18 protein-coding genes and 1 pseudogene are annotated in these 20,429 nt (G+C 73.1%); 12 read left to right on the plus strand and 7 right to left on the minus strand.

Annotation, left to right across the window (positions count from 1 at the left end; all coding sequences use genetic code 11):
- Positions 1-18: 18 nt before the first annotated feature.
- From IE178_RS08340 to IE178_RS35785, 8 genes are all read left to right on the plus strand, one after another.
- Positions 19-2,058, plus strand: coding sequence for a bifunctional aldolase/short-chain dehydrogenase (locus IE178_RS08340; RefSeq protein WP_193511792.1), 2,040 nt, complete (start codon positions 19-21; stop codon positions 2,056-2,058).
- Positions 2,055-3,503, plus strand: coding sequence for a rhamnulokinase (locus tag IE178_RS08345; RefSeq protein WP_184762624.1), 1,449 nt, complete (start codon positions 2,055-2,057; stop codon positions 3,501-3,503). Before IE178_RS08340 ends, IE178_RS08345 begins: the two co-directional genes overlap by 4 nt.
- Positions 3,504-3,576: 73 nt before the next feature.
- The gene (locus IE178_RS08350) at positions 3,577-4,332 is read left to right on the plus strand and encodes a (Fe-S)-binding protein (RefSeq protein ID WP_184762623.1); all 756 of its coding nucleotides are present in this window, start codon (positions 3,577-3,579) and stop codon (positions 4,330-4,332) included.
- Complete coding sequence (locus IE178_RS08355) at positions 4,329-5,816, plus strand: LutB/LldF family L-lactate oxidation iron-sulfur protein (protein ID WP_193511793.1); 1,488 nt, start codon at positions 4,329-4,331, stop codon at positions 5,814-5,816. The genes IE178_RS08350 and IE178_RS08355 overlap by 4 nt, the downstream gene beginning before the upstream one ends.
- On the plus strand, positions 5,813-6,454 hold the full coding sequence (locus IE178_RS08360) for a LutC/YkgG family protein (protein WP_193511794.1): 642 nt from the start codon (positions 5,813-5,815) through the stop codon (positions 6,452-6,454). The genes IE178_RS08355 and IE178_RS08360 overlap by 4 nt, the downstream gene beginning before the upstream one ends.
- Before the next feature lie 125 nt (positions 6,455-6,579).
- Complete coding sequence (locus tag IE178_RS08365; protein ID WP_438874356.1) at positions 6,580-7,371, plus strand: ABC transporter ATP-binding protein; 792 nt, start codon at positions 6,580-6,582, stop codon at positions 7,369-7,371.
- A 3-nt stretch (positions 7,372-7,374) separates the two neighbouring features.
- A complete protein-coding gene (locus IE178_RS08370; protein ID WP_193511796.1) occupies positions 7,375-8,685 on the plus strand; it encodes an FtsX-like permease family protein in 1,311 nt (436 codons plus the stop codon).
- 91 nt (positions 8,686-8,776) lie between these two features.
- On the plus strand, positions 8,777-9,004 hold the full coding sequence (locus IE178_RS35785) for a VWA domain-containing protein (protein WP_438874357.1): 228 nt from the start codon (positions 8,777-8,779) through the stop codon (positions 9,002-9,004).
- Between the two features lie 25 nt (positions 9,005-9,029).
- Here IE178_RS35785 and IE178_RS08380 read toward each other — a convergent pair whose 3' ends face one another.
- Positions 9,030-9,869 (minus strand): patatin-like phospholipase family protein, encoded by an 840-nt coding sequence (locus IE178_RS08380; protein ID WP_193511797.1) that lies wholly within the window; start codon positions 9,867-9,869, stop codon positions 9,030-9,032.
- Between the two features lie 134 nt (positions 9,870-10,003).
- Here IE178_RS08380 and IE178_RS08385 point away from each other — a divergent pair, with 134 nt between their 5' ends.
- Positions 10,004-11,770, plus strand: a complete 1,767-nt coding sequence (locus IE178_RS08385; RefSeq protein WP_193511798.1) for a PASTA domain-containing protein — start codon at positions 10,004-10,006, stop codon at positions 11,768-11,770.
- Positions 11,771-11,780: 10 nt separating this feature from the next.
- Here the strand turns inward: IE178_RS08385 and IE178_RS08390 are convergent, their stop codons facing one another.
- The 5 genes from IE178_RS08390 to IE178_RS08410 form a co-directional block, all read right to left on the minus strand.
- A complete protein-coding gene (locus IE178_RS08390) occupies positions 11,781-12,140 on the minus strand; it encodes a cupin domain-containing protein (protein ID WP_184762616.1) in 360 nt (119 codons plus the stop codon).
- A gap of 143 nt (positions 12,141-12,283) precedes the next feature.
- Positions 12,284-12,898, minus strand: coding sequence for a sigma-70 family RNA polymerase sigma factor (locus IE178_RS08395; protein ID WP_184762615.1), 615 nt, complete (start codon positions 12,896-12,898; stop codon positions 12,284-12,286).
- 154 nt (positions 12,899-13,052) lie between these two features.
- A complete protein-coding gene (locus tag IE178_RS08400; protein WP_193511799.1) occupies positions 13,053-13,709 on the minus strand; it encodes a hypothetical protein in 657 nt (218 codons plus the stop codon).
- 339 nt (positions 13,710-14,048) lie between these two features.
- Positions 14,049-15,950, minus strand: coding sequence for an SMI1/KNR4 family protein (locus tag IE178_RS08405; RefSeq protein WP_193511800.1), 1,902 nt, complete (start codon positions 15,948-15,950; stop codon positions 14,049-14,051).
- 42 nt (positions 15,951-15,992) lie between these two features.
- Positions 15,993-16,958, minus strand: a complete 966-nt coding sequence (locus IE178_RS08410; protein ID WP_193511801.1) for a pirin family protein — start codon at positions 16,956-16,958, stop codon at positions 15,993-15,995.
- Positions 16,959-17,045: 87 nt separating this feature from the next.
- Between IE178_RS08410 and IE178_RS08415 the strand changes: the two are divergent.
- Positions 17,046-17,200, plus strand: a pseudogene (locus IE178_RS08415) (MarR family transcriptional regulator); the annotation flags it as partial.
- A 165-nt stretch (positions 17,201-17,365) separates the two neighbouring features.
- On the plus strand, positions 17,366-17,713 hold the full coding sequence (locus tag IE178_RS08420; RefSeq protein ID WP_184762609.1) for a tetratricopeptide repeat protein: 348 nt from the start codon (positions 17,366-17,368) through the stop codon (positions 17,711-17,713).
- Between the two features lie 69 nt (positions 17,714-17,782).
- On the opposite strand, the gene IE178_RS08425 is transcribed toward IE178_RS08420, so the two are convergent.
- Positions 17,783-19,198, minus strand: coding sequence for a PepSY-associated TM helix domain-containing protein (locus IE178_RS08425; protein ID WP_193511802.1), 1,416 nt, complete (start codon positions 19,196-19,198; stop codon positions 17,783-17,785).
- Between the two features lie 129 nt (positions 19,199-19,327).
- Here IE178_RS08425 and IE178_RS08430 point away from each other — a divergent pair, with 129 nt between their 5' ends.
- The gene (locus tag IE178_RS08430) at positions 19,328-19,972 is read left to right on the plus strand and encodes a peptide deformylase (RefSeq protein WP_184762607.1); all 645 of its coding nucleotides are present in this window, start codon (positions 19,328-19,330) and stop codon (positions 19,970-19,972) included.
- Positions 19,973-20,429: the final 457 nt, after the last annotated feature.

A 20,429-nucleotide genomic window follows, 5' to 3' on the forward strand; every position in this document is an offset into this window, starting at 1 on the left:
AGTAAGGACTGAACGTTCATGGCATCGCATCCTGAAGCCGCCGCGCTCCTCGCCCGGTCCCACCGGCTCGGCGCCGACGCCCGCAACACCAACTACGCCGGAGGCAACACCTCGGCGAAGGGCACCGAGACCGATCCCGTCACCGGGGGCGACGTCGAGCTGATGTGGGTCAAGGGGTCCGGTGGGGATCTCGGGACCCTGACCGAGGCGGGGCTGGCCGTGCTGCGGCTGGACCGGCTGCGGGCGCTCACCGACGTCTACCCGGGCGTCGAGCGCGAGGACGAGATGGTCGCCGCGTTCGACTACTGCCTGCACGGCAAGGGGGGCGCCGCGCCCTCGATCGACACCGCGATGCACGGCCTCGTCGACGCCGCGCACGTGGACCATCTGCACCCCGACTCGGGGATCGCGCTCGCCTGCGCGGCCGACGGGGAGAAGCTGACCGCCGAGTGCTTCGGCGACACCGTGGTGTGGGTGCCGTGGCGGCGGCCGGGATTCCAGCTCGGCCTGGACATCGCCGCCGTGAAGGAGGCCAACCCGCAGGCCGTCGGATGCGTGCTCGGCGGGCACGGGATCACCGCGTGGGGTGACACCTCCGAGGAGTGCGAGCGCAACTCGCTGCACATCATCCGCACCGCCGAGCGGTTCCTCGCCGAGCGCGGCCGGCCGGAGCCCTTCGGGCCGGTGATCGAGGGCTACGCCGCGCTGCCCGAGGAGGAGCGGCGTGAGCGGGCCGCCGCCCTCGGGCCGTATGTGCGGGCCATCGCCTCGCAGGACCGGCCGCAGGTCGGGCACTTCGACGACTCCGACGCCGTACTCGACTTCCTGGCCCGGGCCGAGCACCCGCGGCTGGCCGCGCTGGGCACCTCCTGCCCGGACCACTTCCTGCGCACCAAGGTCCGCCCGCTCGTCCTCGACCTGCCGCCGGCCACCCCGCTGGACGAGGCCGTCGCCCGGCTGAAGGAACTGCACGCGGCCTACCGCGAGGAGTACGCCGCCTACTACGCGCGGCACGCCGAGCCCGACTCCCCCGCGATGCGCGGCGCCGACCCGGCGATCGTGCTGGTACCGGGCGTGGGCATGTTCAGCTTCGGCAAGGACAAGCAGACCGCGCGTGTGGCCGGTGAGTTCTACATCAACGCGATCAACGTGATGCGCGGCGCCGAGGCGGTCTCCACGTACGCGCCGATCGAGGAGTCGGAGAAGTTCCGCATCGAGTACTGGGCACTGGAGGAGGCCAAGCTCCAGCGGATGCCGAAGCCCAAGCCGCTCGCCACCCGGGTGGCGCTGGTGACCGGTGCGGGCAGCGGGATCGGGAAGGCGATCGCCCAGCGGCTGGTGGCCGAGGGCGCGTGCGTCGTCGTGGCCGACCTGAACGGGGAGAACGCCGCGCAGGTCGCCGAGGAACTGGGCGGCTCCGACAAGGCGGTCGCGGTGACCGTGGACGTGACGAGCGAGGAGCAGATCGCCGGCGCGTTCCGGGCGGCGGTGCTGGCCTTCGGCGGCGTCGACCTGGTGGTGAACAACGCCGGCATCTCCATCTCCAAGCCGCTGCTGGAGACGTCCGCGAAGGACTGGGACCTCCAGCACGACATCATGGCCCGCGGCTCCTTCCTCGTCTCGCGCGAGGCGGCCCGGGTGATGACCGCCCAGGAGCTCGGCGGCGACATCGTCTACATCGCCAGCAAGAACGCCGTCTTCGCCGGTCCCAACAACATCGCCTACTCGGCGACCAAGGCCGACCAGGCCCACCAGGTGCGGCTGCTCGCGGCCGAGCTGGGTGAGCACGGCATCCGGGTCAACGGCGTCAACCCGGACGGTGTGGTGCGCGGTTCCGGGATCTTCGCGGGCGGCTGGGGCGCGAAGCGCGCGGCCGTGTACGGGGTGCCGGAGGAGAAGCTGGGCGAGTTCTACGCGCAGCGGACGCTGCTGAAGCGCGAGGTGCTGCCCGAGCACGTGGCGAACGCCGTGTTCGCGCTGACCGGCGGCGACCTCACGCACACCACCGGCCTGCACGTCCCGGTCGACGCCGGCGTCGCCGCCGCGTTCCTGCGATGAGCGCCGACGTGACGTCGTACGCCGCGGTCGACCTCGGCGCGTCCAGCGGGCGCGTCATGGTCGGCCGCGTCGGCCCCGACAGCCTGGAGCTGTCCGAGGTCCACCGCTTCCCCAACCGGCCCGTGCGCGTGCCGGAAGGGCTGCGCTGGGACGTCCTCGGGCTGTACGCCGGTGTGCTGGCGGGGCTGGGGGCGGCCGGCCCGGTGGATTCCGTCGGGATCGACAGCTGGGCCGTGGACTACGGGCTGCTGGACGCGGACGGGGCGCTGCTCGGCAACCCCGTGCACTACCGCGACAGCCGTACCGACGGGGTCGCGGAGAAGGTGTGGGCGACCCTGCCCGCCGAGGAGCTGTACGCGGCCACCGGCCTGCAGTACGCCCCGTTCAACACCCTGTACCAGTTGACGGCGGCCCGCGGCTCGGCCCAGCTGGCACAGGCGGAACGGCTGTTGCTGATCCCGGACCTGCTGTCGTACTGGCTCACCGGTGAGCAGGGCACGGAGCTGACCAACGCCTCGACCACCCAGCTGATCGACCCGCGCACCCGGGACTGGGCGCACGGGGTCGCGGAGCGCCTGGGCATCGACCTCGGGCTGTTCGCACCGCTGCGCCGGCCCGGGGACCCGGCCGGAGTGCTGCGGCCCGAGGTGCTGGAGGAGACCGGGCTGACCGGGCCGGTCCCGGTGACGGCGGTCGGGTCGCACGACACCGCGTCCGCGGTCGCCGCGGTGCCCGCCGACGGCGAGCGGTTCGCCTACATCTGCACCGGCACCTGGTCGCTGGCCGGTCTCGAGCTGGACGCGCCGGTGCTGACCGAGGAGAGCCGGGCCGCCAACTTCACCAATGAGCTGGGGCTGGACGGCACGGTCCGCTATCTGCGCAACATCATGGGTCTGTGGCTGCTCCAGGAGTGCGTACGGGCCTGGGGCGAGCCGGATCTGGGCGCGCTGCTCCTCGAGGCGGCCGAGGTGCCGGCGCTGCGGTCGGTGGTCGACGCCGGGGACGCCGCGTTCCTCGCGCCGGGGCGGATGCCGGAGCGGATCGCCGAGGCCTGCCGGGCCTCGGGGCAGCCGGTGCCGGTCTCCCCCGCCGAGGTCACGCGCTGCATCCTCGACTCGCTCGCCCTGGCCCACCGCAAGGCGGTCGAGGACGCCCAGCGGCTCGCCGGGCAGCAGGCCGACGTCGTGCACATCGTGGGCGGCGGCACCCGCAACGCCCTGCTGTGCCAGTTGACCGCGGACGCCTGTGGGCTGCCGGTGGTGGCCGGGCCGACGGAGGCGGCGGCACTGGGCAACGTGCTGGTGCAGGCCCGCGCGCACGGGCGGGTCGGCGATCTCGCCGGGATGCGGCGGCTGCTCATCCGTACGCAGCCGCTGACCCGGTACGAACCGCGCGGCGGGACGCGACCGTGGCAGGCGGCGCAGGCCCGCCTCGCCGGGGCCTGACCGGGGTCTCCCCCGGTCCCCCGCTTCCGCACTACCCTGCATTCACCCGATGATCGATTCACTAGGAGCCGCGATGCGTGTCGCCCTGTTCCTGACCTGTGTCAACGACACGCTCTATCCGGACACCGGACGCGCCGTGGTGAAGCTGCTGACCAGGCTGGGCGTCGAGGTCGACTTCCCGATGGCGCAGACCTGTTGCGGGCAGGCGCACTACAACACCGGGTATCGGCACGAGGCGGAGCCGCTGGCCCGGCATTTCTCCGATGTCTTCAAGGACTACGAGGCGATTGTGACGCCGTCGGGGTCGTGCGGGGCGATGGTGCGGGAGCTGTATCCCCGGATGGGCGAGCGGGCCCGGGCGGAGGGGCGCGGGGACACCCTCGCCGCGACGCTGGCGCCCGTGGTGCCCAAGACGTACGAACTCACGGAGTTCCTGGTGGACGTGCTCGGGGTGACCGATGTCGGGGCGTACTACCCGCACAAGGTGACCTACCACCCGACCTGTCACGGGCTGCGCGGGCTGGGCCTGGGCGAGCGGCCGACGCGGCTGCTGCGGGCGGTCAGGGGGCTGGAGCTGGTCGAGCTGCCGGGAGCGGAGGAATGCTGCGGCTTCGGCGGCACCTTCGCCCTGAAGAACTCCGATGTCTCGGCGGCGATGGGCACCGACAAGGTGCGCAACGCCGAGTCGACGGGCGCCGGGGTGCTGTGCGCGGCGGACAACTCGTGTCTGATGCACATCGGCGGAACGATGACCAGGCTGCGGACCGGCATGCGGCCGGTGCACATCGCGGAGATCCTGGCGAGCACGGAGGAGGAGCCGGCCGTATGAGCGGGACTTTCGTCGGGATGCCGGCGTTTCCGGTGGCCGCCCGGGACGCGGTGCGCGACACCACCTTGCGCGGCAATCTGCGGCACGCCACGCACACCATCCGGGCCAAGCGTGCGAACGCCGTCGCGGAGCTGCCCGACTGGGCGGAGCTGCGGGAGGCCGGCAAACGGATCAAGGACCACACGCTCCGTCACCTCGACCGCTACCTGGAGCGGTTGGAGGAGTCGGTGACGGCGGCGGGCGGCACCGTGCACTGGGCCGCCGACGCCGACGAGGCCAACCGGATCGTGGCGCGGCTGGTCAAGGAGACCGGCGAGTCGGAGGTCGTCAAGGTCAAGTCGATGGCCACGCAGGAGATCGGGCTCAACGAGGCGCTCCTCGAAGAGGGCATCCACGCCTACGAGACCGACCTCGCCGAGCTGATCGTGCAGTTGGGCAAGGACCGGCCCTCGCACATCCTGGTCCCGGCGATCCACCGCAACCGCGGGGAGATCCGGGAGATCTTCGCCCGGGAGATGAGCGAGTGGGGCCGCCCCGCCCCCGAAGGGCTGACCGACACGCCCGCCGAACTCGCCGAGGCGGCGCGGCTGCACCTGCGGGAGAAGTTCCTGCGCGCCAAGGTCGGCATCTCCGGCGCCAACTTCATGGTCGCCGAGACCGGCACCCTGGTAGTGGTGGAGTCCGAGGGCAACGGGCGGATGTGCCTGACCCTGCCCGAGACGCTGATCTCGGTCGTCGGCATCGAGAAGATCGTGCCGACCTGGCAGGACCTGGAGGTGTTCCTGCAGACCCTCCCCCGCTCCTCGACCGCCGAGCGCATGAACCCGTACACGTCCACCTGGACCGGCACCACGGACCGGGACGGCCCGCGCACCTTCCACCTGGTCCTGCTGGACAACGGCCGCACCGACACCCTCGCCGACGAGGTGGGCCGTCAGGCGCTGCGCTGCATCCGCTGCTCGGCCTGCCTGAACGTGTGCCCCGTGTACGAGCGGGCCGGCGGCCACGCCTACGGCTCGGTCTACCCGGGCCCGATCGGCGCCATCCTCAGCCCGCAGCTGCGGGGCACCGGCAGCGAGATCGACGCGTCCCTGCCGTACGCCTCCTCGCTGTGCGGGGCCTGCTACGAGGTGTGCCCGGTCGCCATCGACATCCCCGAGGTGCTGGTGCACCTGCGGGAACGTGTGGTGGAGGGCGGCCCGGTGACGCGGGCGGGCAACAAGGTGGTGCTGCAACCCGCCAAGGGGCACGCCGCCGAGCGGGCCGCCATGCGCGCCGCACGCTGGGCGTTCACGCGTCCGGGGGTGCTGCGCACCGGCCAGCGCCTCGCCTCGCGCACCCGCCGCCTCCATCCGCGTACCCTGCCCGGCCCCGGCCGGGCGTGGAGCGGGACCCGGGACCTGCCGCCGGTGCCGGCGGAGCCGTTCCGGGACTGGTGGCAGCGTACGCAGGGCGTCGACGGCGGGAAGGGAACGGCGAAGTGAGCAGCAGGGAACGGATCCTGGGCCGGGTGCGGCGCGCCCTCGCCGACGTCCCGGAGGACGACACGCCGTACGAGCGGGCGGTCGCCCGTGACTATCTGCGCGAGCACGGTGAGCGCACGGCCGAGCAGACGGTGGACCTCCTCGCGGAGAACCTGGCCGACTACCGGGCGCTCGTGCACCGCACCGATGCCGAGGGACTGGCCGGGGTCCTCGCGGGGCTGCTCGCGGCCCGGGGCGCGGCGACGGTGCTCGTGCCGCCGGGACTGGACGAGGGCTGGCTGGCGTCCACTGACGTGACCCGGGTGGCGGACCGGGCCGAGAGCACCCCGCAGGAGCTGGACCGGGTCGACAGCGTGGTGACCGCCTGCGCGGTGGCCGTCGCCGAGACGGGCACCATCGTGCTGGACGGCTCCCCCGACCAGGGCCGGCGCCGGATCACCCTCGTCCCCGACCACCACATCTGCGTCGTCCGCGTCCCCGACCAGGTCGTCTCCTCCGTGCCGCAGGCTCTCGGGCGCCTCGACCCGGCCCGTCCGCTCACCTGGATCTCCGGCCCGTCGGCGACCAGCGACATCGAGCTCGACCGGGTGGAGGGCGTGCACGGACCGCGCACCCTGGAGGTCGTGCTGGTCGGCTGACCTCCGTCCGCGCCCCTCGGGGGGTGTCGCTGAGTACACCCCCCGATACGGGTTCCGCGCCCAGTGTGCCGCGGCCTTCGGGTCCGTAGCGTCTTCGGCGGGGCACAGGGCGTGCCGGACGGAGGATGACCATGGTGCGCAGCGGGGCACGACACGACCACGACACGGGACCCGCCCCCGAGGCGCTGCGGCTGGTGAAGGTCACCAAGTCGTACGGCACCGGGGACAGCGCCGTGACCGCCCTCGACGGGGTGACGCTCGGCCTGGCGCGGGGGACGTTCACCGCGGTGATGGGGCCGTCGGGCTCGGGCAAGTCGACGCTGTTGCAGTGTGCGGCGGGTTTGGACCGGCCGGACAGCGGAATCGTGCAGGTGGACGGGACCGAGCTGACGGGCGGCAGCGAGGCGGAGCTGACGAAGTTCCGGCGCGGGCGGATCGGGTTCGTCTTCCAGCAGTACAACCTGCTGGAGACCCTGACGGTCGCGCAGAACACGGTGCTGCCGCTGAAGCTGGCCGGCAAGCGCGTGGACCGCAGGCGGGCCCGGGAGATCCTGACCGCCGTCGGTCTGGGTGACCGTCTCGGACACCGGCCCGACCAGTTGTCCGGCGGTCATCGGCAGCGGGTGGCGATCGCCCGGGCGCTGGTCACCGAACCCCGGGTGATCTTCGCCGACGAACCGACCGGTGCCCTGGACACGCGCAGTGCCCGGGAGGTGCTGACGCTGCTCCGGCAGGCGGTGCGGGTGCACGGGCGGACCGTGGTGATGGTGACGCACGACCCGGTCGCCGCCTCCTACGCCGACAGCGTGCTGTTCCTCGCGGACGGCAGGCTCGCCGGACGGCTTCCGGCGCCGACCGCGGAGGCGGTGGCCGAGCGGCTGGCGCACCTGGGCGACGACGTGATGACGGGGGTGTGAGCGATGTTCGTACTGGCGATGCGGTCGATCCGGCAACGGCCCGGACGGTTCCTCGCGACGCTGCTCTCCGCCTTCCTGGGCGCGGCGATCATCATGACGTTCCACTCGATGCACGACACCGCCGGGCAGCCGGGCGTGGACTCGGTGAGCGCCGGGACGCTGGGGACGGCGGCCGGGGTGGTCGGCGGATACGGCACGCTGCTGGTGTTCTTCGCCGTCGCCTCGACTCTGACGGTGAACGTGCGGCAGCGGGCGGCCGAGCTGGAGCTGCTGCGCTGCTCGGGGGCGACCCCGGCGCAGCTGAAGCGGATGGTCGTGGGTGAGGCGGCCGTGGTGGCCCTGGTGGGCGCGGGGCTGGCGATCCTCCCGGCGATGCTCGGCGGGAGGCTGCTGCTGGAGGTGTTCCAGGACAGCGGGCAGGTCGCCCGGTCCGTCGAGCACTCCTTCGGCACCATCGCGCTGACGTCCGGCATCGGCATCACGCTGCTCGCGGCGGCGGGCGCGGCGTTCCTCGCGCTGCGCCGGGCGGCGCGGGGGCATCAGCGGCGGGGCAGGGCGCGGGTGTTCCTCCCGTACGCGGCGCTGGTCGCCGGTGCCCTGGCGGTGTGCTCCACCTTCGCCTTCTCGGCGACGGACTCCGCGCTGATGGCGCCGCCCGCCTACGGGTCGATCCTGCTGTCGGTGGGGTGCGCGCTGATGGCGCCGCGGCTGCTGAGGGGCGTACTCGACCGGCTGACGCCGGGCGGGGCGAGCGGGTGGCTGGCGGTGCGGAATCTGCGGCAGCGGTCCGGGCAGCTCGCCGGGATCCTGATGTCGCTGATCCTCTTCACGGCGGTGTCCACGGCGACGCTGACCATGCAGGCGGTGGAGAGCGAGGCCGTCGAGGCCTCGGGGCTGGTGAAGTCGGTCGACGCCAAGAACCTGGAGACGCTGAACTTCACGGTGGTCGGCATCATCGTGGTCTTCGTCTGCGTGATGCTGGTCAACTCGCTGTACGCGGCGACGACCTACCGCGGCCGGGAGTTCGGGCAGCAACGCCTCGCCGGGGCGACGCCCGGGCAGGTGCTGGGCGTGGTGGGGGCCGAGGGACTGGTCCTCACGGTCACCGGGGTGCTGTTCGGCACGCTGGCGGCGCTGGCCGGGATCGTGCCGTTCACCGTGGTCCGCGGTGACAAGGTGCTGCCGGGACAGATGGCCGGTGTGTGGGCCGCGGTCGCCTCGATCGGCGCGGCGGCGACGCTCGGGACGGGCCTGGCCACGGCCCGGCGCGTGCTGCGCACGCCGGCGGTGAGGGCTGTCGCGTCGACCGCCTGACACAAGAGCGGTGAGCAAGCGCTTGGATGGAGCCGGGTATCCCGACGGGTGCCCGGACTCCGTCGTTCCCGCGCTCAGCCGGAGGAATCTGTTGTTCACATCCGTCGACGACGTCTCCGCACGCCTCGCCGCGAACCTCCCGGCCGTGCGCGGGCTGCTCCGGCGCGCCCGGCGGCTCCACTGGCTGAACCCCGAACCGCGCTCCCACCGGGGCACGGGCGACTCGGCCGCACGCGCGTACGCCGCCCTGGTGGACATGCACGAGTGCCGTACCGTCCACCAGTTGAACGCCCTGGTCGGCCGGCTGCTGCCGGTGTGAGCGGGGTCTTCGGCGTCGGTCCCGCTCAGTCGTGCCAGACGGCTCGGAGCTGCTCGGCGTACCCGGCCGCCTGCCGCACTCCCGCGCGGGCGGCGCCCGGGATGCGGGAGGCGTCCAGGGGGTCGCGGCCGAAGGCCCGGCGGGCTTCCCGGTCGGGGACCAGCGCGGCGGCGCGGACACCGCCCGCCGTCAGCGCGGCCACCTGATCGACGGCGCTGGGGCTGGCACCCGGCCCCTTGGGGATCGGGGCCAGTACCACGACCCGCCGGCAGCCCTCCATCAGGTCGGCGTTGGTCGTGGACCGCACGCCTCCGTCCATCCAGCGCCCCTCCCCGATCGTGATCGGGGGGAACAGGGGTGGCAGTGCGCAGGTGGCCGCCACGGCCCTCAGCAGGTCGACCCCGCTGTCGGCGTCGAAGCCGGTGGGCCGGCCGGTGAGCGCGTCGACGGCGAACAGCCGCACCGGCCTCTCCGGCCAGTCCCGGACCGGCAGTTGGGGCCGGATCGCCTCGCACACCTCGGCCTCCGACACATCGCGCACCGCCAGCGCGAGTCGCCCCAACCGCTCGACCACCTTCTCCGGCCGGCGCGAACCGAGGGCGGCCCACAGGTACTTGACCGTCATACCGAAGGTGAAGTCGACGTCCAACATGGCCCGCCTCCGGTTGACGTGCTCCTCGTACAGGTCGGCCGGCGCCGCCCCCGTCGCCAGTTCCAGTGCGAGCAGTGAGCCGGCCGAGGTGCCGGCCAGCACCTCGGCACCGGCCAGGTCGACCCCGGCGTCGGCCAGACCCGCCAGCACGCCGATCTCCCACGCGTACGCGGTCAGTCCGCCCCCGCCCAGCACCAGCGCCGTCTCGGACACGCCGTCTCCTCCTCCCCAACGGGGACCTGTCCCCGTTTCACCCGGGTGACGCTATCACGTAATCGGGGAGCACTCCCCACTTAGTGCGGTCCCCTACGTACTGACGTAGATCGACAATCGGCTAACATCCCGGCATGTCCGACACCGCCGCGCAGCGTCTGCTGCGCAATGACTCACGGACCGCGACGGTCGCGGCCCACGAGTTCCTTCCGATACCGGCCACCGGGGTACAGGCCCTGCTCCGCGCCCTGCGCACCGGGGAGACCGTGCTGGCCCTGTATCGCCAGGGCCTGTCGTTCGCCGCGCTCACCGGGGACGCCCTGATCCTGTTGAACGCGGGTTCCACGACGCGGGTGCCGAGGCCGCTGGCGATCCTGCGTCCCGCGTACGGCGTCCGGCAGAGCGTGGACGTATCGGCCGGCGGACGGCGCGTCACCCTCTGGGGGTCCCGGGTCGACAAGGACGGCGGACTCCTCGTACGGGCGGGGGAACCGGTTACCGCTCCGCCGTCGCAGGAGGACCCTCTCGCCGCGGTGACCGCCGCGGGCGAGAGCGTCTCTCTCCCCGACGGCCACAAGAAGGTGCTGGTGGAGGAGCTCGAGCCCGGCGAGGCGGTCCGGGCCGTCTACCACGACGGCTGGGGCTACGCCGTACTCACGACCAACGGCCTGGTCCTGCTCGGCAACCTGGCATCGCCCAGGGCCCGCCGCGTCCCCCTGCCCCTGCCCCTGCTCCGCCGGGCATCGGGGATGCTGGACTCCGTCGAGATCCTCGTCGACGGCAAGCCGCGCACGCTGCACGGCTCGAAGATCGATCCGAAGGGTGAGCTCCTCGAAGCGGCGGGGGATCCCCTGCCCGCCGGCTCCCCCCTCCGGCCTGGGCGGGGGACGCGGATGTCCACGTGGGTGCGGCGGCATCCGGTTCTGGTGTCGGTGCTCGCGATCGGGGTGGTCCTCGCCGGGCTGTCCTCCGGCTCCGGCTCCGGCTCCGGCGCCGGCTCCGGCGATGAAGCGCCCGTGGCGCAGGATGCCGGGAACCGGACCGCTGCCGTCGTCCCCGACTTCCAGGGGTCCACGCTCACCACAGCCGCCGCGCAGGCCCGTGACGCCGGCTGGCGTACGGTGTCGGCGTCGGACGCCACCTCCGCCTTCCGGCCGGTGGAGACGGACGCGCCCGGCTGGCGGGTCTGTTTCCAGAGCCCGTCGCGCGAGGAGACGTTGATTCCGTCCGGCAGGACCCTGCGGCTGTACGCCGTCCCCGAGCGGGAAGAGTGTCCGACACGCCTGCACGGTCCCCGGCACGTCGTGATGCCGGACCTCGTCGGAGAGCGGTTCGACGATGCCTCGCGCATCCTCGGCGACCTCGGCCTCCAGTCCGTCTTCTCGTTCCACGCCCACACGGGCAAGCGTCTGGACGGGGAGGGGCGGGATCTGGCCGACTGGCGGGTGTGCCGTCAGCAGCCGGACCCGGACACCAAGACCTCGGCCCTGGAACAGGTCGACCTGTGGCTGATCGGACCGGGCGATCCGTGCACCGAGCCCAGCCCGAATCCCGAACCGAAGCCGAAGCCCAAGCCCGAGCCGAAGCCGGCCCCGAAGCCCGACCCCCAGCCGTCGTACCACAGCACTTCGGGCGGCGGCTCCACGGGAGGAGCCACCGGTGGCAGCTCTGGAGGCACCACAGGTGGCGGCACGGGCGGCACCACAGGTGGCAGCACGGGCGGGAGCTCGTCTAGCGGCGGTGGCTCCCCCGAGGGTTCCGGTTCCGGTTCTGGTTCCGGCGTCGGGTTCGGGCAGTCCTGCTCGCCCGTCGGTGCCACCGCGACAACCGCCGACGGCCGTCCCGCGAAGTGCTTCATGGGCAAGGACGGCCAGGCGCGCTGGGGATACAACTCCGGGTGAGCGGGGGGCGTCAGTCCGCCTTCGCGTACTCCTGCGCCATGCCGCCCGCGAAGTCGTACACCACGACCTGGTCGTCACCGACGACCCACGCGTCATGTCCCGGCGAGCACACGAAGACGTCGCCGGGGCCGACCTCGCTCTCCCCTCCGTCGTCCATGCGGATGTGCAGACGGCCCTGGACGACGTAGCCGTTGTGGTGGATCCGACAGCTTTCCGTCCCCGCGATGGGTCCGACGGACTCGGACCAACGCCACCCGGGCTCGAAGGTGGCCACGGCGAAGTCCAGCCCCGACATGTGGACGGCTTCCAGGTGTCCCCTGGGGAAGTCGCGCCGCTCGTCCGGCTTGTCCAGCATCTTGATCTCGAGCATGACCCTTTCCCTTCCGACCGTCGTTCCGCACGGTCGGGTCCGGTCTCCGTCTGCCGCGAACGGCACCGGCGGGGCCGGGCCCACCACTCCATCGTCCGTCTGTCCACTCGGGGGCGCCATTCGGGTGACGGGGCCGGGAACGCTCAGTCCGGACGCCGTCTTCGCGCGGACGGGCCCGCCTGCTCGGCCTCGGCGACGAGGGCGGCGAGCGTCCTTCGCGCGCGGGCCACACGGGAGCGGACGGTGCCGACCGGGCAGTCGCCGAGGACGGCCGCCTCCGTGTACGGCAGCCCGAGCAGCTGGGTGAGGACGAACGCCTCGCGCCGCTCGTCCGGCAGCAGGTCCAGCAGGTCGAGCAGCGCGATCCCGTCGTCGAAACCGGGCAGCCCGCGCGGCTGCGCCCGTTCCACGGTCAGCTGCCAGTCGGGCACATCGGCCGTACGGGGCCGTACGGCCGTGTACCGATGGCTGTCGGCCACCGCGCGCCGGGCGATGGCGAGCAGCCATGTGCGGGCCGAGGAACGGCCCTCGAACCGGTGCAGGCTGCCGAGGGCCCGCACGAACGTGTCCTGCGTCAGATCGTCCACCGCCTGCGGGTCGGCGCACAGAAGGGCGACATAGCGGATGACGTCACGGTGCAGGGCCCGGACGAAGTGGTCGACGGCGTCGGCGTCACCACCGCGCGCGGCCAGCGCCCAGGCGGTCGCCGCGTCGTCGATGGGTCTCCCGGGAGGCGTGGGCAGGGCAGAAGTGATCACCTGATGTCCTTCGCGGAGGAACCGGAGACCGCGGGCGTGCGCGGTCCGGTGAGCGGGGAGACGGCCGCGTGCGGTACGGAGAACGAGCAGGGCGTACCGGTACACGACCGGGACCCGGGGCGTACAGGGACGGCCCGGGTGTCACCGGCTGCCGTCAGACGGCAGCGGCCCCGGCGGGCGGACCGCGAGGGGTGATCGCGTGTACGAGGAGGAGAGAACGCGGCGCGCGGTCCCCACGGCGCCGCCGGCGAACGTGAAGGGACGGACGGTGCGGCGGCACGGCTCCGACGAACAGCAACCGCAGCGGGGCCGCCAGCCATCCGGCGACGGCCCGCAACAGCCGGAACGTGGCCCGTTCCCCGTACCCCAGCCACAGACCGCACAGCAGCGCGGCCAGCAGGTGGGCGGCGAACATGCCGAGCGAGGAGTCGCCGGAGGGCGCCATGTGTCCGTGCACGGCGTGCCCGGCACCCGTGGGCTCAGCCATGGACGTCGGCATGGGCATCGGCGTGGAGTGCCGCATGCCGTGCGGCATCGCTCCCCTGTCCATGGCGTCGGCGGGATGCACGAGGGAGAAGGCGGAGTGCAGCACCGTCTGGGCGACGACGGCGACGGCGACGATCGGCGGCAGCCCGCGCTCACGCCCCGCGAGGCCCCAGCCCACGGCGCCGGTCGCTGCCCAGCCGGCCGCGAGCGTCCAGAGCGGGACGTGATCGCCGGACATCATGACGTGTCCCAGGGCGGCGAGCACGACACAGACGGCCGCGAACACCGCGGCCCGCCCCGTGCGAGCACCCCACCCAGCAGTCATGGCCCCTCATCGTCGCATCCGGGCCCTCACCGGTCACCCGTGGATACGGTTCCTCCCACGTTCGCGAGTCATTCCCCGGCTTGTGATCCCGAACACCTTCCGCGGCGGCACGAGAGGCCGGACGGCAGCGGAAGGGCCCGGACGACCGCGGTCCCGTACTCGGGCTGTGGGGCCGCCCCAACCCTGCTGACCCTGCTGGTCAGCCAGGCAACAGGGCACCGCTCGGGTCACGAAATCCCCGCCACGCCCGGACTCCGCGACCGCGTCCGGGCCGTCGTGTACGCCTCCCGCCGGGGCCGGGCGACCTCACCGGCGCCCATGTGCCCGCACGTCCTGGACCTACCTGGTCGTGATCGTGATCGTCGCATATCCCTCTCCGGGCCCCGGCGGCCTGCTCCGCGGCTGTGCCGAAAGCGTGGGCAGTCTGCCGTGGTCGAGGGCGAACCGGGGCAGTGAGACGTCGAACGCCGCCGCTATCGCGTCCAGCGCACGGGCCTCGTCCGAGCGATCGGCGGCGGGCCCGGCAGGGTCCGGGAACAAGTGATCGGGTGAGAGCGCGGCAGGGAGTGCGCCCGTCAGGTGGCGCTCGGCCTGGTGGACCGTGAAGGCGTACCGCTGTTGGCCGTCCTCGGCGCAGGCGAAGTGGAACAGGCCCGGCTTCCGCCGGACGGTGAGGGCGCGGGTGCCGTGCGAGAGCTCCGTTCCGGGGTGGGTCAGGCGGGTGGGGTCGGGGCGCAGCCGGTGGGCCGACTCGAAGGCGAAGCTCCAGCCGTCCCGGGCGCCGATCCGCGCCACGGGGCCACCGGACCCCTGCTGCGGCCGGGAGAACTGCAGGTCCCACGCCTCGGCCTCGCTCGCCACCGGCTCCAGTGGGCCCCTGCCGAACCGCTCCGCCAGCTCTTCGGGGGATATGCCCTCCACGAGAACGAACCGGTACACCTCCCGGAGCGGGGCACCTGCCGGACGACTCCGGGCCAGCCACCCGAGCCCGTCGCGCACCGCCTCCGTCTCCCCCCTGGCCTCCGCGACGGGCGCGGGCCTCTCCCCCGTCCGCCCGGCACGGGGCGTGGTCAGTAGCTGCCGGCCCCGCTCCGGTGTGACGACCGGCCCGAGCAGCGGATCCCCGAGCAGACCGAACGGCGCCACATGGTCCTCCCGGTACGGCTCCCACTGCGGGACCGCCGCCGCGAGTACCCGCCAGGCGCCGTCCGTGTCGCCCCACCGCGCCCGCTCGCGGGCCTCCTTGACCGCGTGCCCGAAGGGGCCCGGTGAGGCGTACTCGTAGGTGCGCTGCCTGAGCTGCGCCAGGACGACAGCGGCCCGCTCCCTGTCCGTCGCGTAGTCCTCGGTCGCGGGGCCGAGCACGAAGGAGTCGTCTCTCCACGCTTCGCGCAGGTGGTTGCGCGCTTTCAGGGGCAGTACCTCGGCGGCGTACAGCGGGTCGTCCATCCGCGGATCGACCGGTACCCAGCCGCGCCCGCCGTCGAGCAGTGCCCTCAGCTGTGAGGCCAGCAGGCCGGCCCGTGGTCTGCCGAGTTCCCCCGCCTCGTCGAAGACGGCGAGTGCGGCGTCCACCTCGCCTCTGAGGCAGGCCAGTCGGGCCTCTTCCACCTTGGCGTCGAGTTCCCGCGTCACGGCGGTCGCGAAGTCGGGGTGGTCGCCGCCCAGGCGGTAGAACTCCTTGTACATGGCCTCCATGAACGCGCGGAACGACTCATACCGATCCGGTGGTTCGCCGCCCCACCCGTGATACACGTACACCGCCCATTCCCCGTCCGCGTCCACATCGCCCGGGTCGAGCAGCACGTCGGTCAGGTCCGAGTCGAGCGACAGCTGCAGCGCCCGGCCCCACATGCCGGCCAGCAGCACGTCCTCATCGGCCGGGTCCGCGCCCAACCGCTCCTCGTACATCTGCCGCAGGCCGTACGGATCCCCGTACGGCCTGATGTCCTCGGCCCCCGCCAGCAGATGGACGGAGCCTCCCGCATGGCGCCAGCCGTCCGTCGTCCCGAGGAAGGAGCGCAAGGACGGCGGCAGCGGCACCTCTGTCCCCAGTCCGCGGATCCGTTCCTCCAAGGCCGCCAGCCGCGCCGGATCGGCCGGAGCGAATCCCAGCCAGCGGTTCTCCACGAAGTCCTCGCCCAGCAGCTCCTCGAACTCCTCCGGCTCCTCCGCCGCCAGTGCTTCCAGCCATTCCTCGCTCCACCGCTTGAGCAGCGGCCCCCACTCGACGTTCCTCATGCGCGCCATGGTGGCACTCACCACTGACAGTGGATCATGGGATCAACGGACCCTTCCTCGCGGTTTCAGGGGCCCCGGCGGCAGCTCGGGGGCCGGCAGCGGGGCGCCGGCGTATCCCTTCACCTCGCCGAACCGCGTGCCGTCCATCCAGTCCCGGCGGGCCTGCGCGATCTCCTCCTGGGACCGGCCGATCCAGTTCCAGAACATGATCAGCTCCTCTTCGAAGGGCTCGCCGCCGAGCAGCATCAGGCCCGCGGCCGACTCGGCGCGCAGCGGGAGTTCGCTGCGGCCGCAGCCGAGGTACAGCATCGAACCGGGAGGGACCGGCACCCCGTCCACCTGTGCCTCGCCGGACATGGAGAGGACCGCGTACTCGAAGTCCGGCTCCAGCGGCAGGCGTACGTCCGCGCCGGAGGCGAGGGCCAGGTCGGCGCCGACGATGGGGGTGTAGGCCGTGCCGGGCGAGGTGGCGCCGTCGAGGTCGCCGAGGATCAGTGTGGCCTCGATGCCCCGCCCCGTGACGACGGGCAGATCGGCGTGGTGCTCGAAGCGCGGGTCGGTGTGGCGGTGGCCGTCCGGCAGGGCGACCCAGAGCTGGGCGCCGTGCAGGTAGCGGGCGTGCGAGCGAGGGCTCTCCTCGGAGTGGCTGATCGCCCGGCCGGAGGTCATCAGGCCCAGCTCGCGCGGGCGGATCGTCTGGAGGCTGCCCGTGGAGTCGCGGTGCAGCACCTCGCCCTCGTGCAGCCAGCTCACGGTCTGCAGCCCCATGTGCGGGTGCGGCGGCACCTGCATGCCGGGCTCGTCGGCGATGTCGTCGGGCCCGTAGTGGTCGACGAAGCACCAGGCGCCGACCATGCGCCGTCCCAGGTTGGGCAGCAGCCGCCGCACCTCGCTGGATTCGCCGAGCTTGACGTGCCGGGGGCTGAGGAGTTCACGCACCGGCTCCGCCACCACGAAGCCCCGGCCGCCGCACAGTGCGGGAACCGCATCGCGCTCAAGATTGCTCATGCCGGACAACCTAGCCCCGTGGGTCACGGTCCGTGAGGCGGACGCTCGTGTCCGGAACCGTCCGCACACAGTAGTCGCCGTGTTGACATGAGTTCGGCATACGCGGCCGCCGCACCCGGGTCTCTGGTCCGGCGGCTGTCCATGAAATGGCGCGTGGCGGTCGACCGGGCGGTGGCCCCGCTGAGGCCGACGCACGCTCGTACTCCGTGGTCGCGACCCTGTACGGGATGCGCCACTCCGGTGTGATCCACGCGGACATCCCCGGGGCGGACCTCGCCGCCGCCGGGCGGGTACTCGCCCTGGTCACCGAGCGGGCCGACGCGGAACTGGCCGACGCGACCGACCACGCACGGTTGGTGGAATATTCAACCAACCGGGTCCGTTGACGGCCTCGAAGGAGGTCACCAGTGGAGACCACGTACTACGACCACGGAACGCCGGCCGAGCGCTGGGAGCGCGCCGGGATGTTCTTCGACGCCAAGGACTACACCGCCGCCGCGCGTGTCCTGGGTCCGCTGGTCGAGGAGGTGCCGGAGCAGACGGGACCGCGGCTGCTGCTGGCGCGCTCCTACTACCACTCGGCTCAACTGCGCCGCGCGGAGGCCGAGTTGCGGGTCATCGTGGAGCGCGACCCGGTGGAGCACTACGCCCGGCTGATGCTCGGGCGCACCCTCCAGCGGCAGGGCCGGGACGACGAGGCCCAGCCGCATCTGCGCCTCGCCGCCGCGCTGGGCGGCGAGTTCGACGAGGAGTAGGCCGTCGGCAGCGCTGATCGGTGCCCGGTTCCCCCCGGGGAGCCGGGCACCTGCGCATGAGGGCCTGCGTCAGCGCACCGTCGTGCCGCTGGCGTACGTCCGCCTGCCTCGGCGGTGGGCGATCTCCCCCAGCACGATGTCGACGGCGAGGAACACCGCCAGCGGGATGCCGAGCAGCGGAACGAAGTAGCCCAGTACGGCGATCAGCGCCAGCAGCGGGACGAGGAGGTACGGCGGCACCTGCTGCCACGCTCCCCGTGGGATCGGCTTTCCGAAGGCGGAGCCCCGGCCCCGCTGCCACCACATGCGGTAACCCCAAAGGATCAGCAGGATCAGGGCGAGGGCGAGCACCATCAGTGCGATCTGGTTCACCAGGCCGAACAGATTGCCCGTGTGCAGATCGATGCCCCAGCGGGTGAGTTTCGCGAGCACCGGATAGTCGGCGAACCGCAGGACGTCGGTGACCTGGCCGGTGGCGGGGTCGACGGCGACCGAGTCCTGCTTCTCGGGCCAGCTGCGCTGGATCTGCTGTACGACGTAGGCGGACTTCGCGTCGGCGGGCGGCACGATCTCCACCGGGTTGCCCAGGCCCTCGGCCCGTGCCGCCGCGAGGACCTTGTCCAGGCCGACCCCGTGCGCCGCGTCGCCCGCCGTGGCGCCGGCCGAGCCGTGGCCCGCGTGTTCGCCGGCCGCCGCGGCCGACACCGACGGGGTCTCCTGGCCGAGGGAGGCGCGCAGGTCGCCGATGTTCGCACCGGCGTAGGTGGACCAGGTCAGGCCGGTCGCCGAGAGGAAGATGAAGCCGGCCGCCGCCCAGACGCCCACGCCGCCGTGCAGGGCCAGCGTGCGGCGCCGTCCGCTGGTGCCGCGCACCTTGCGCAGGGCGCGGCGCCGGGAGAACCACAGCACCAGTCCGCCGCCCGCGATCACCCACAGCCAACTGGCCGCGAACTCGCTGTAGAGGCGGCCCGTTTCACCGAGGTGCAGATCGCGGTGGAACTCGTCGATCCAGGTGCGCAGCGGCAGCGCGCCCGTGGAGCCGTACTGTTCCAGCGCGCCGCGCACCTCCCCGGTGTACGGGTCGACGAACACGGCCAGGGTGTGGTCGGGGTCCACGCCCGGTATACCGGACAGCATCACCCTGGTGGTGGCGTTGGGCTCGGGTGAGGGACGTACGGCGGCGACCGTGCCCTCGGGATGGGCCTCGCGGGCGGCGGCCACCTGTACGGAGACGGGCAGTTCGCGGTCGCCGACGGGGACGGTCAGCTCATGGTCGTAGGCGATCTTCTCGGCCTGGAAGGAAGCGGCGTACAGCAGGCCGGTGAGGGCGGCGACGAGGAGGAACGGCGCCACCAGCACTCCCGCGTAGAAGTGCAGGCGCAGGACGAGGGGGCGCAGACCGGCCCATGCGCTCTTCGCGGGTGCGGGGGCGGGGGCGGGTGGTCGGGGGGCGTCGTCCGTGGTGGGCGAGGGAGCGGTGGTCATCGGTGGGGTTCTCCCGGGGACGTCTCGGCGGGCGGGGTGGTGGTGCAGTAGTCGGAGTGGCGGGGCGCCGAGTTCCCGGGGAACGTGTGTGATCTGTGACACACGTGAGGGACGTGTCATCCTGACGGGATGGGAGTCCCGGACGATCGCGCGCCCTTGGCCGAGCGGATCGAGCAACTGCTCGCCGCGGAGCAGCCGTTGCCCATCGTGGCGGCCGGTGATCCCGTGCTGCGCCGCGGTACCGAGCCGTACGACGGTCAGCTGGAGCCCGCTCTCCTGGCCCGGTTCGTGGAGGCGCTGCGGGTCACCATGCGCGCGGCGCCGGGTGTCGGACTGGCCGCACCTCAGGTCGGGGTGGGGCTGCGGATCGCGGTGATCGAGGATCCCGCGCCCGTTCCGGAGGAGGTGCGCCTGGCGCGCGGGCGGGTGCCGCAGCCGTTCCGGGTGCTGGTCAATCCGGTGTACGAGCCGGTCGGCACCGGGCGTGTCGGGTTCTTCGAGGGATGCCTGAGCGTGCCGGGGTATCAGGCGGTGGTGGCACGGCCCACCGAAGTGCGGCTGACCGGGCAGGACGAGCACGGGCGGGCGCTGGACGAGGTGTTCGCCGGGTGGCCCGCGCGGATCGTGCAGCACGAGACGGACCACCTCGACGGCACGCTGTATCTCGACCGGGCCGAACCGCGCTCGCTGTCGGCCCATCAGGCCGTGGCGGAGCACTGGTCGCAGCCGACGCCGGAGCGGGCGGCGCGGGCCCTGGGCTTCGACCTGCCGTAGCCGGTCCGTCGGACGGGCGGACGGCGAACGAGCGGGACGGGCGGGACGGGCGGACGAGCGGGACGAGCGGACGGCGAACGAGCGGGCGGACGGCGAACGAGCGGGCGGACGGCGAACGAGCGGGCGGGCGGGCGGCCGGCGGACGAGCGGGACGGGCGGGCGGCGGACGAGCGGGACGGCCGGATCGCGGTATCCCGGCCCGGGCTCGGGGGATGTGACCCCGTGGTGCGTCCGATGGCCGTCGGACGGTACCCGCGCCGAGGCGGCGGCCGCGGGACGCCCGCTCCGGGCCGCGAAGGGGGCACGCGCCCCGGCCGAGGAAGAGCACCCCGGCGGTGGCGAAGCCCCACCCCCGCGCCCACCCGGCCCGCCAGGCCACGCGCCTCGGACGCGGCGGGTCACGCACCCCCGCCCGGGAAGGTCACACCGGCCGCGCGGAGGCCCCGCCCCGGCCCCG

The sequence above is a fragment of the Streptomyces griseoloalbus genome, assembly GCA_014650015.1.
Taxonomy (GTDB): domain Bacteria; phylum Actinomycetota; class Actinomycetes; order Streptomycetales; family Streptomycetaceae; genus Streptomyces; species Streptomyces griseoloalbus.

Excerpts from the sequence above, each read along its gene's own strand:
- IE178_RS08340 (WP_193511792.1), top strand. The coding sequence starts at position 19 with ATGGCATCGCATCCTGAAGCCGCCGCGCTCCTCGCCCGGTCCCACCGG.
- IE178_RS08345 (WP_184762624.1), top strand. The coding sequence starts at position 2,055 with ATGAGCGCCGACGTGACGTCGTACGCCGCGGTCGACCTCGGCGCGTCC.
- IE178_RS08350 (WP_184762623.1), top strand. The coding sequence starts at position 3,577 with ATGCGTGTCGCCCTGTTCCTGACCTGTGTCAACGACACGCTCTATCCG.
- IE178_RS08355 (WP_193511793.1), top strand. The coding sequence starts at position 4,329 with ATGAGCGGGACTTTCGTCGGGATGCCGGCGTTTCCGGTGGCCGCCCGG.
- IE178_RS08365 (WP_438874356.1), top strand. The coding sequence starts at position 6,580 with ATGACCATGGTGCGCAGCGGGGCACGACACGACCACGACACGGGACCC.
- IE178_RS08370 (WP_193511796.1), top strand. The coding sequence starts at position 7,375 with ATGTTCGTACTGGCGATGCGGTCGATCCGGCAACGGCCCGGACGGTTC.
- IE178_RS08385 (WP_193511798.1), top strand. The coding sequence starts at position 10,004 with ATGTCCGACACCGCCGCGCAGCGTCTGCTGCGCAATGACTCACGGACC.
- IE178_RS08390 (WP_184762616.1), bottom strand. The coding sequence starts at position 12,140 with ATGCTCGAGATCAAGATGCTGGACAAGCCGGACGAGCGGCGCGACTTC.
- IE178_RS08400 (WP_193511799.1), bottom strand. The coding sequence starts at position 13,709 with ATGACTGCTGGGTGGGGTGCTCGCACGGGGCGGGCCGCGGTGTTCGCG.
- IE178_RS08405 (WP_193511800.1), bottom strand. The coding sequence starts at position 15,950 with ATGAGGAACGTCGAGTGGGGGCCGCTGCTCAAGCGGTGGAGCGAGGAA.
- IE178_RS08410 (WP_193511801.1), bottom strand. The coding sequence starts at position 16,958 with ATGAGCAATCTTGAGCGCGATGCGGTTCCCGCACTGTGCGGCGGCCGG.
- IE178_RS08425 (WP_193511802.1), bottom strand. The coding sequence starts at position 19,198 with ATGACCACCGCTCCCTCGCCCACCACGGACGACGCCCCCCGACCACCC.
- IE178_RS08430 (WP_184762607.1), top strand. The coding sequence starts at position 19,328 with ATGGGAGTCCCGGACGATCGCGCGCCCTTGGCCGAGCGGATCGAGCAA.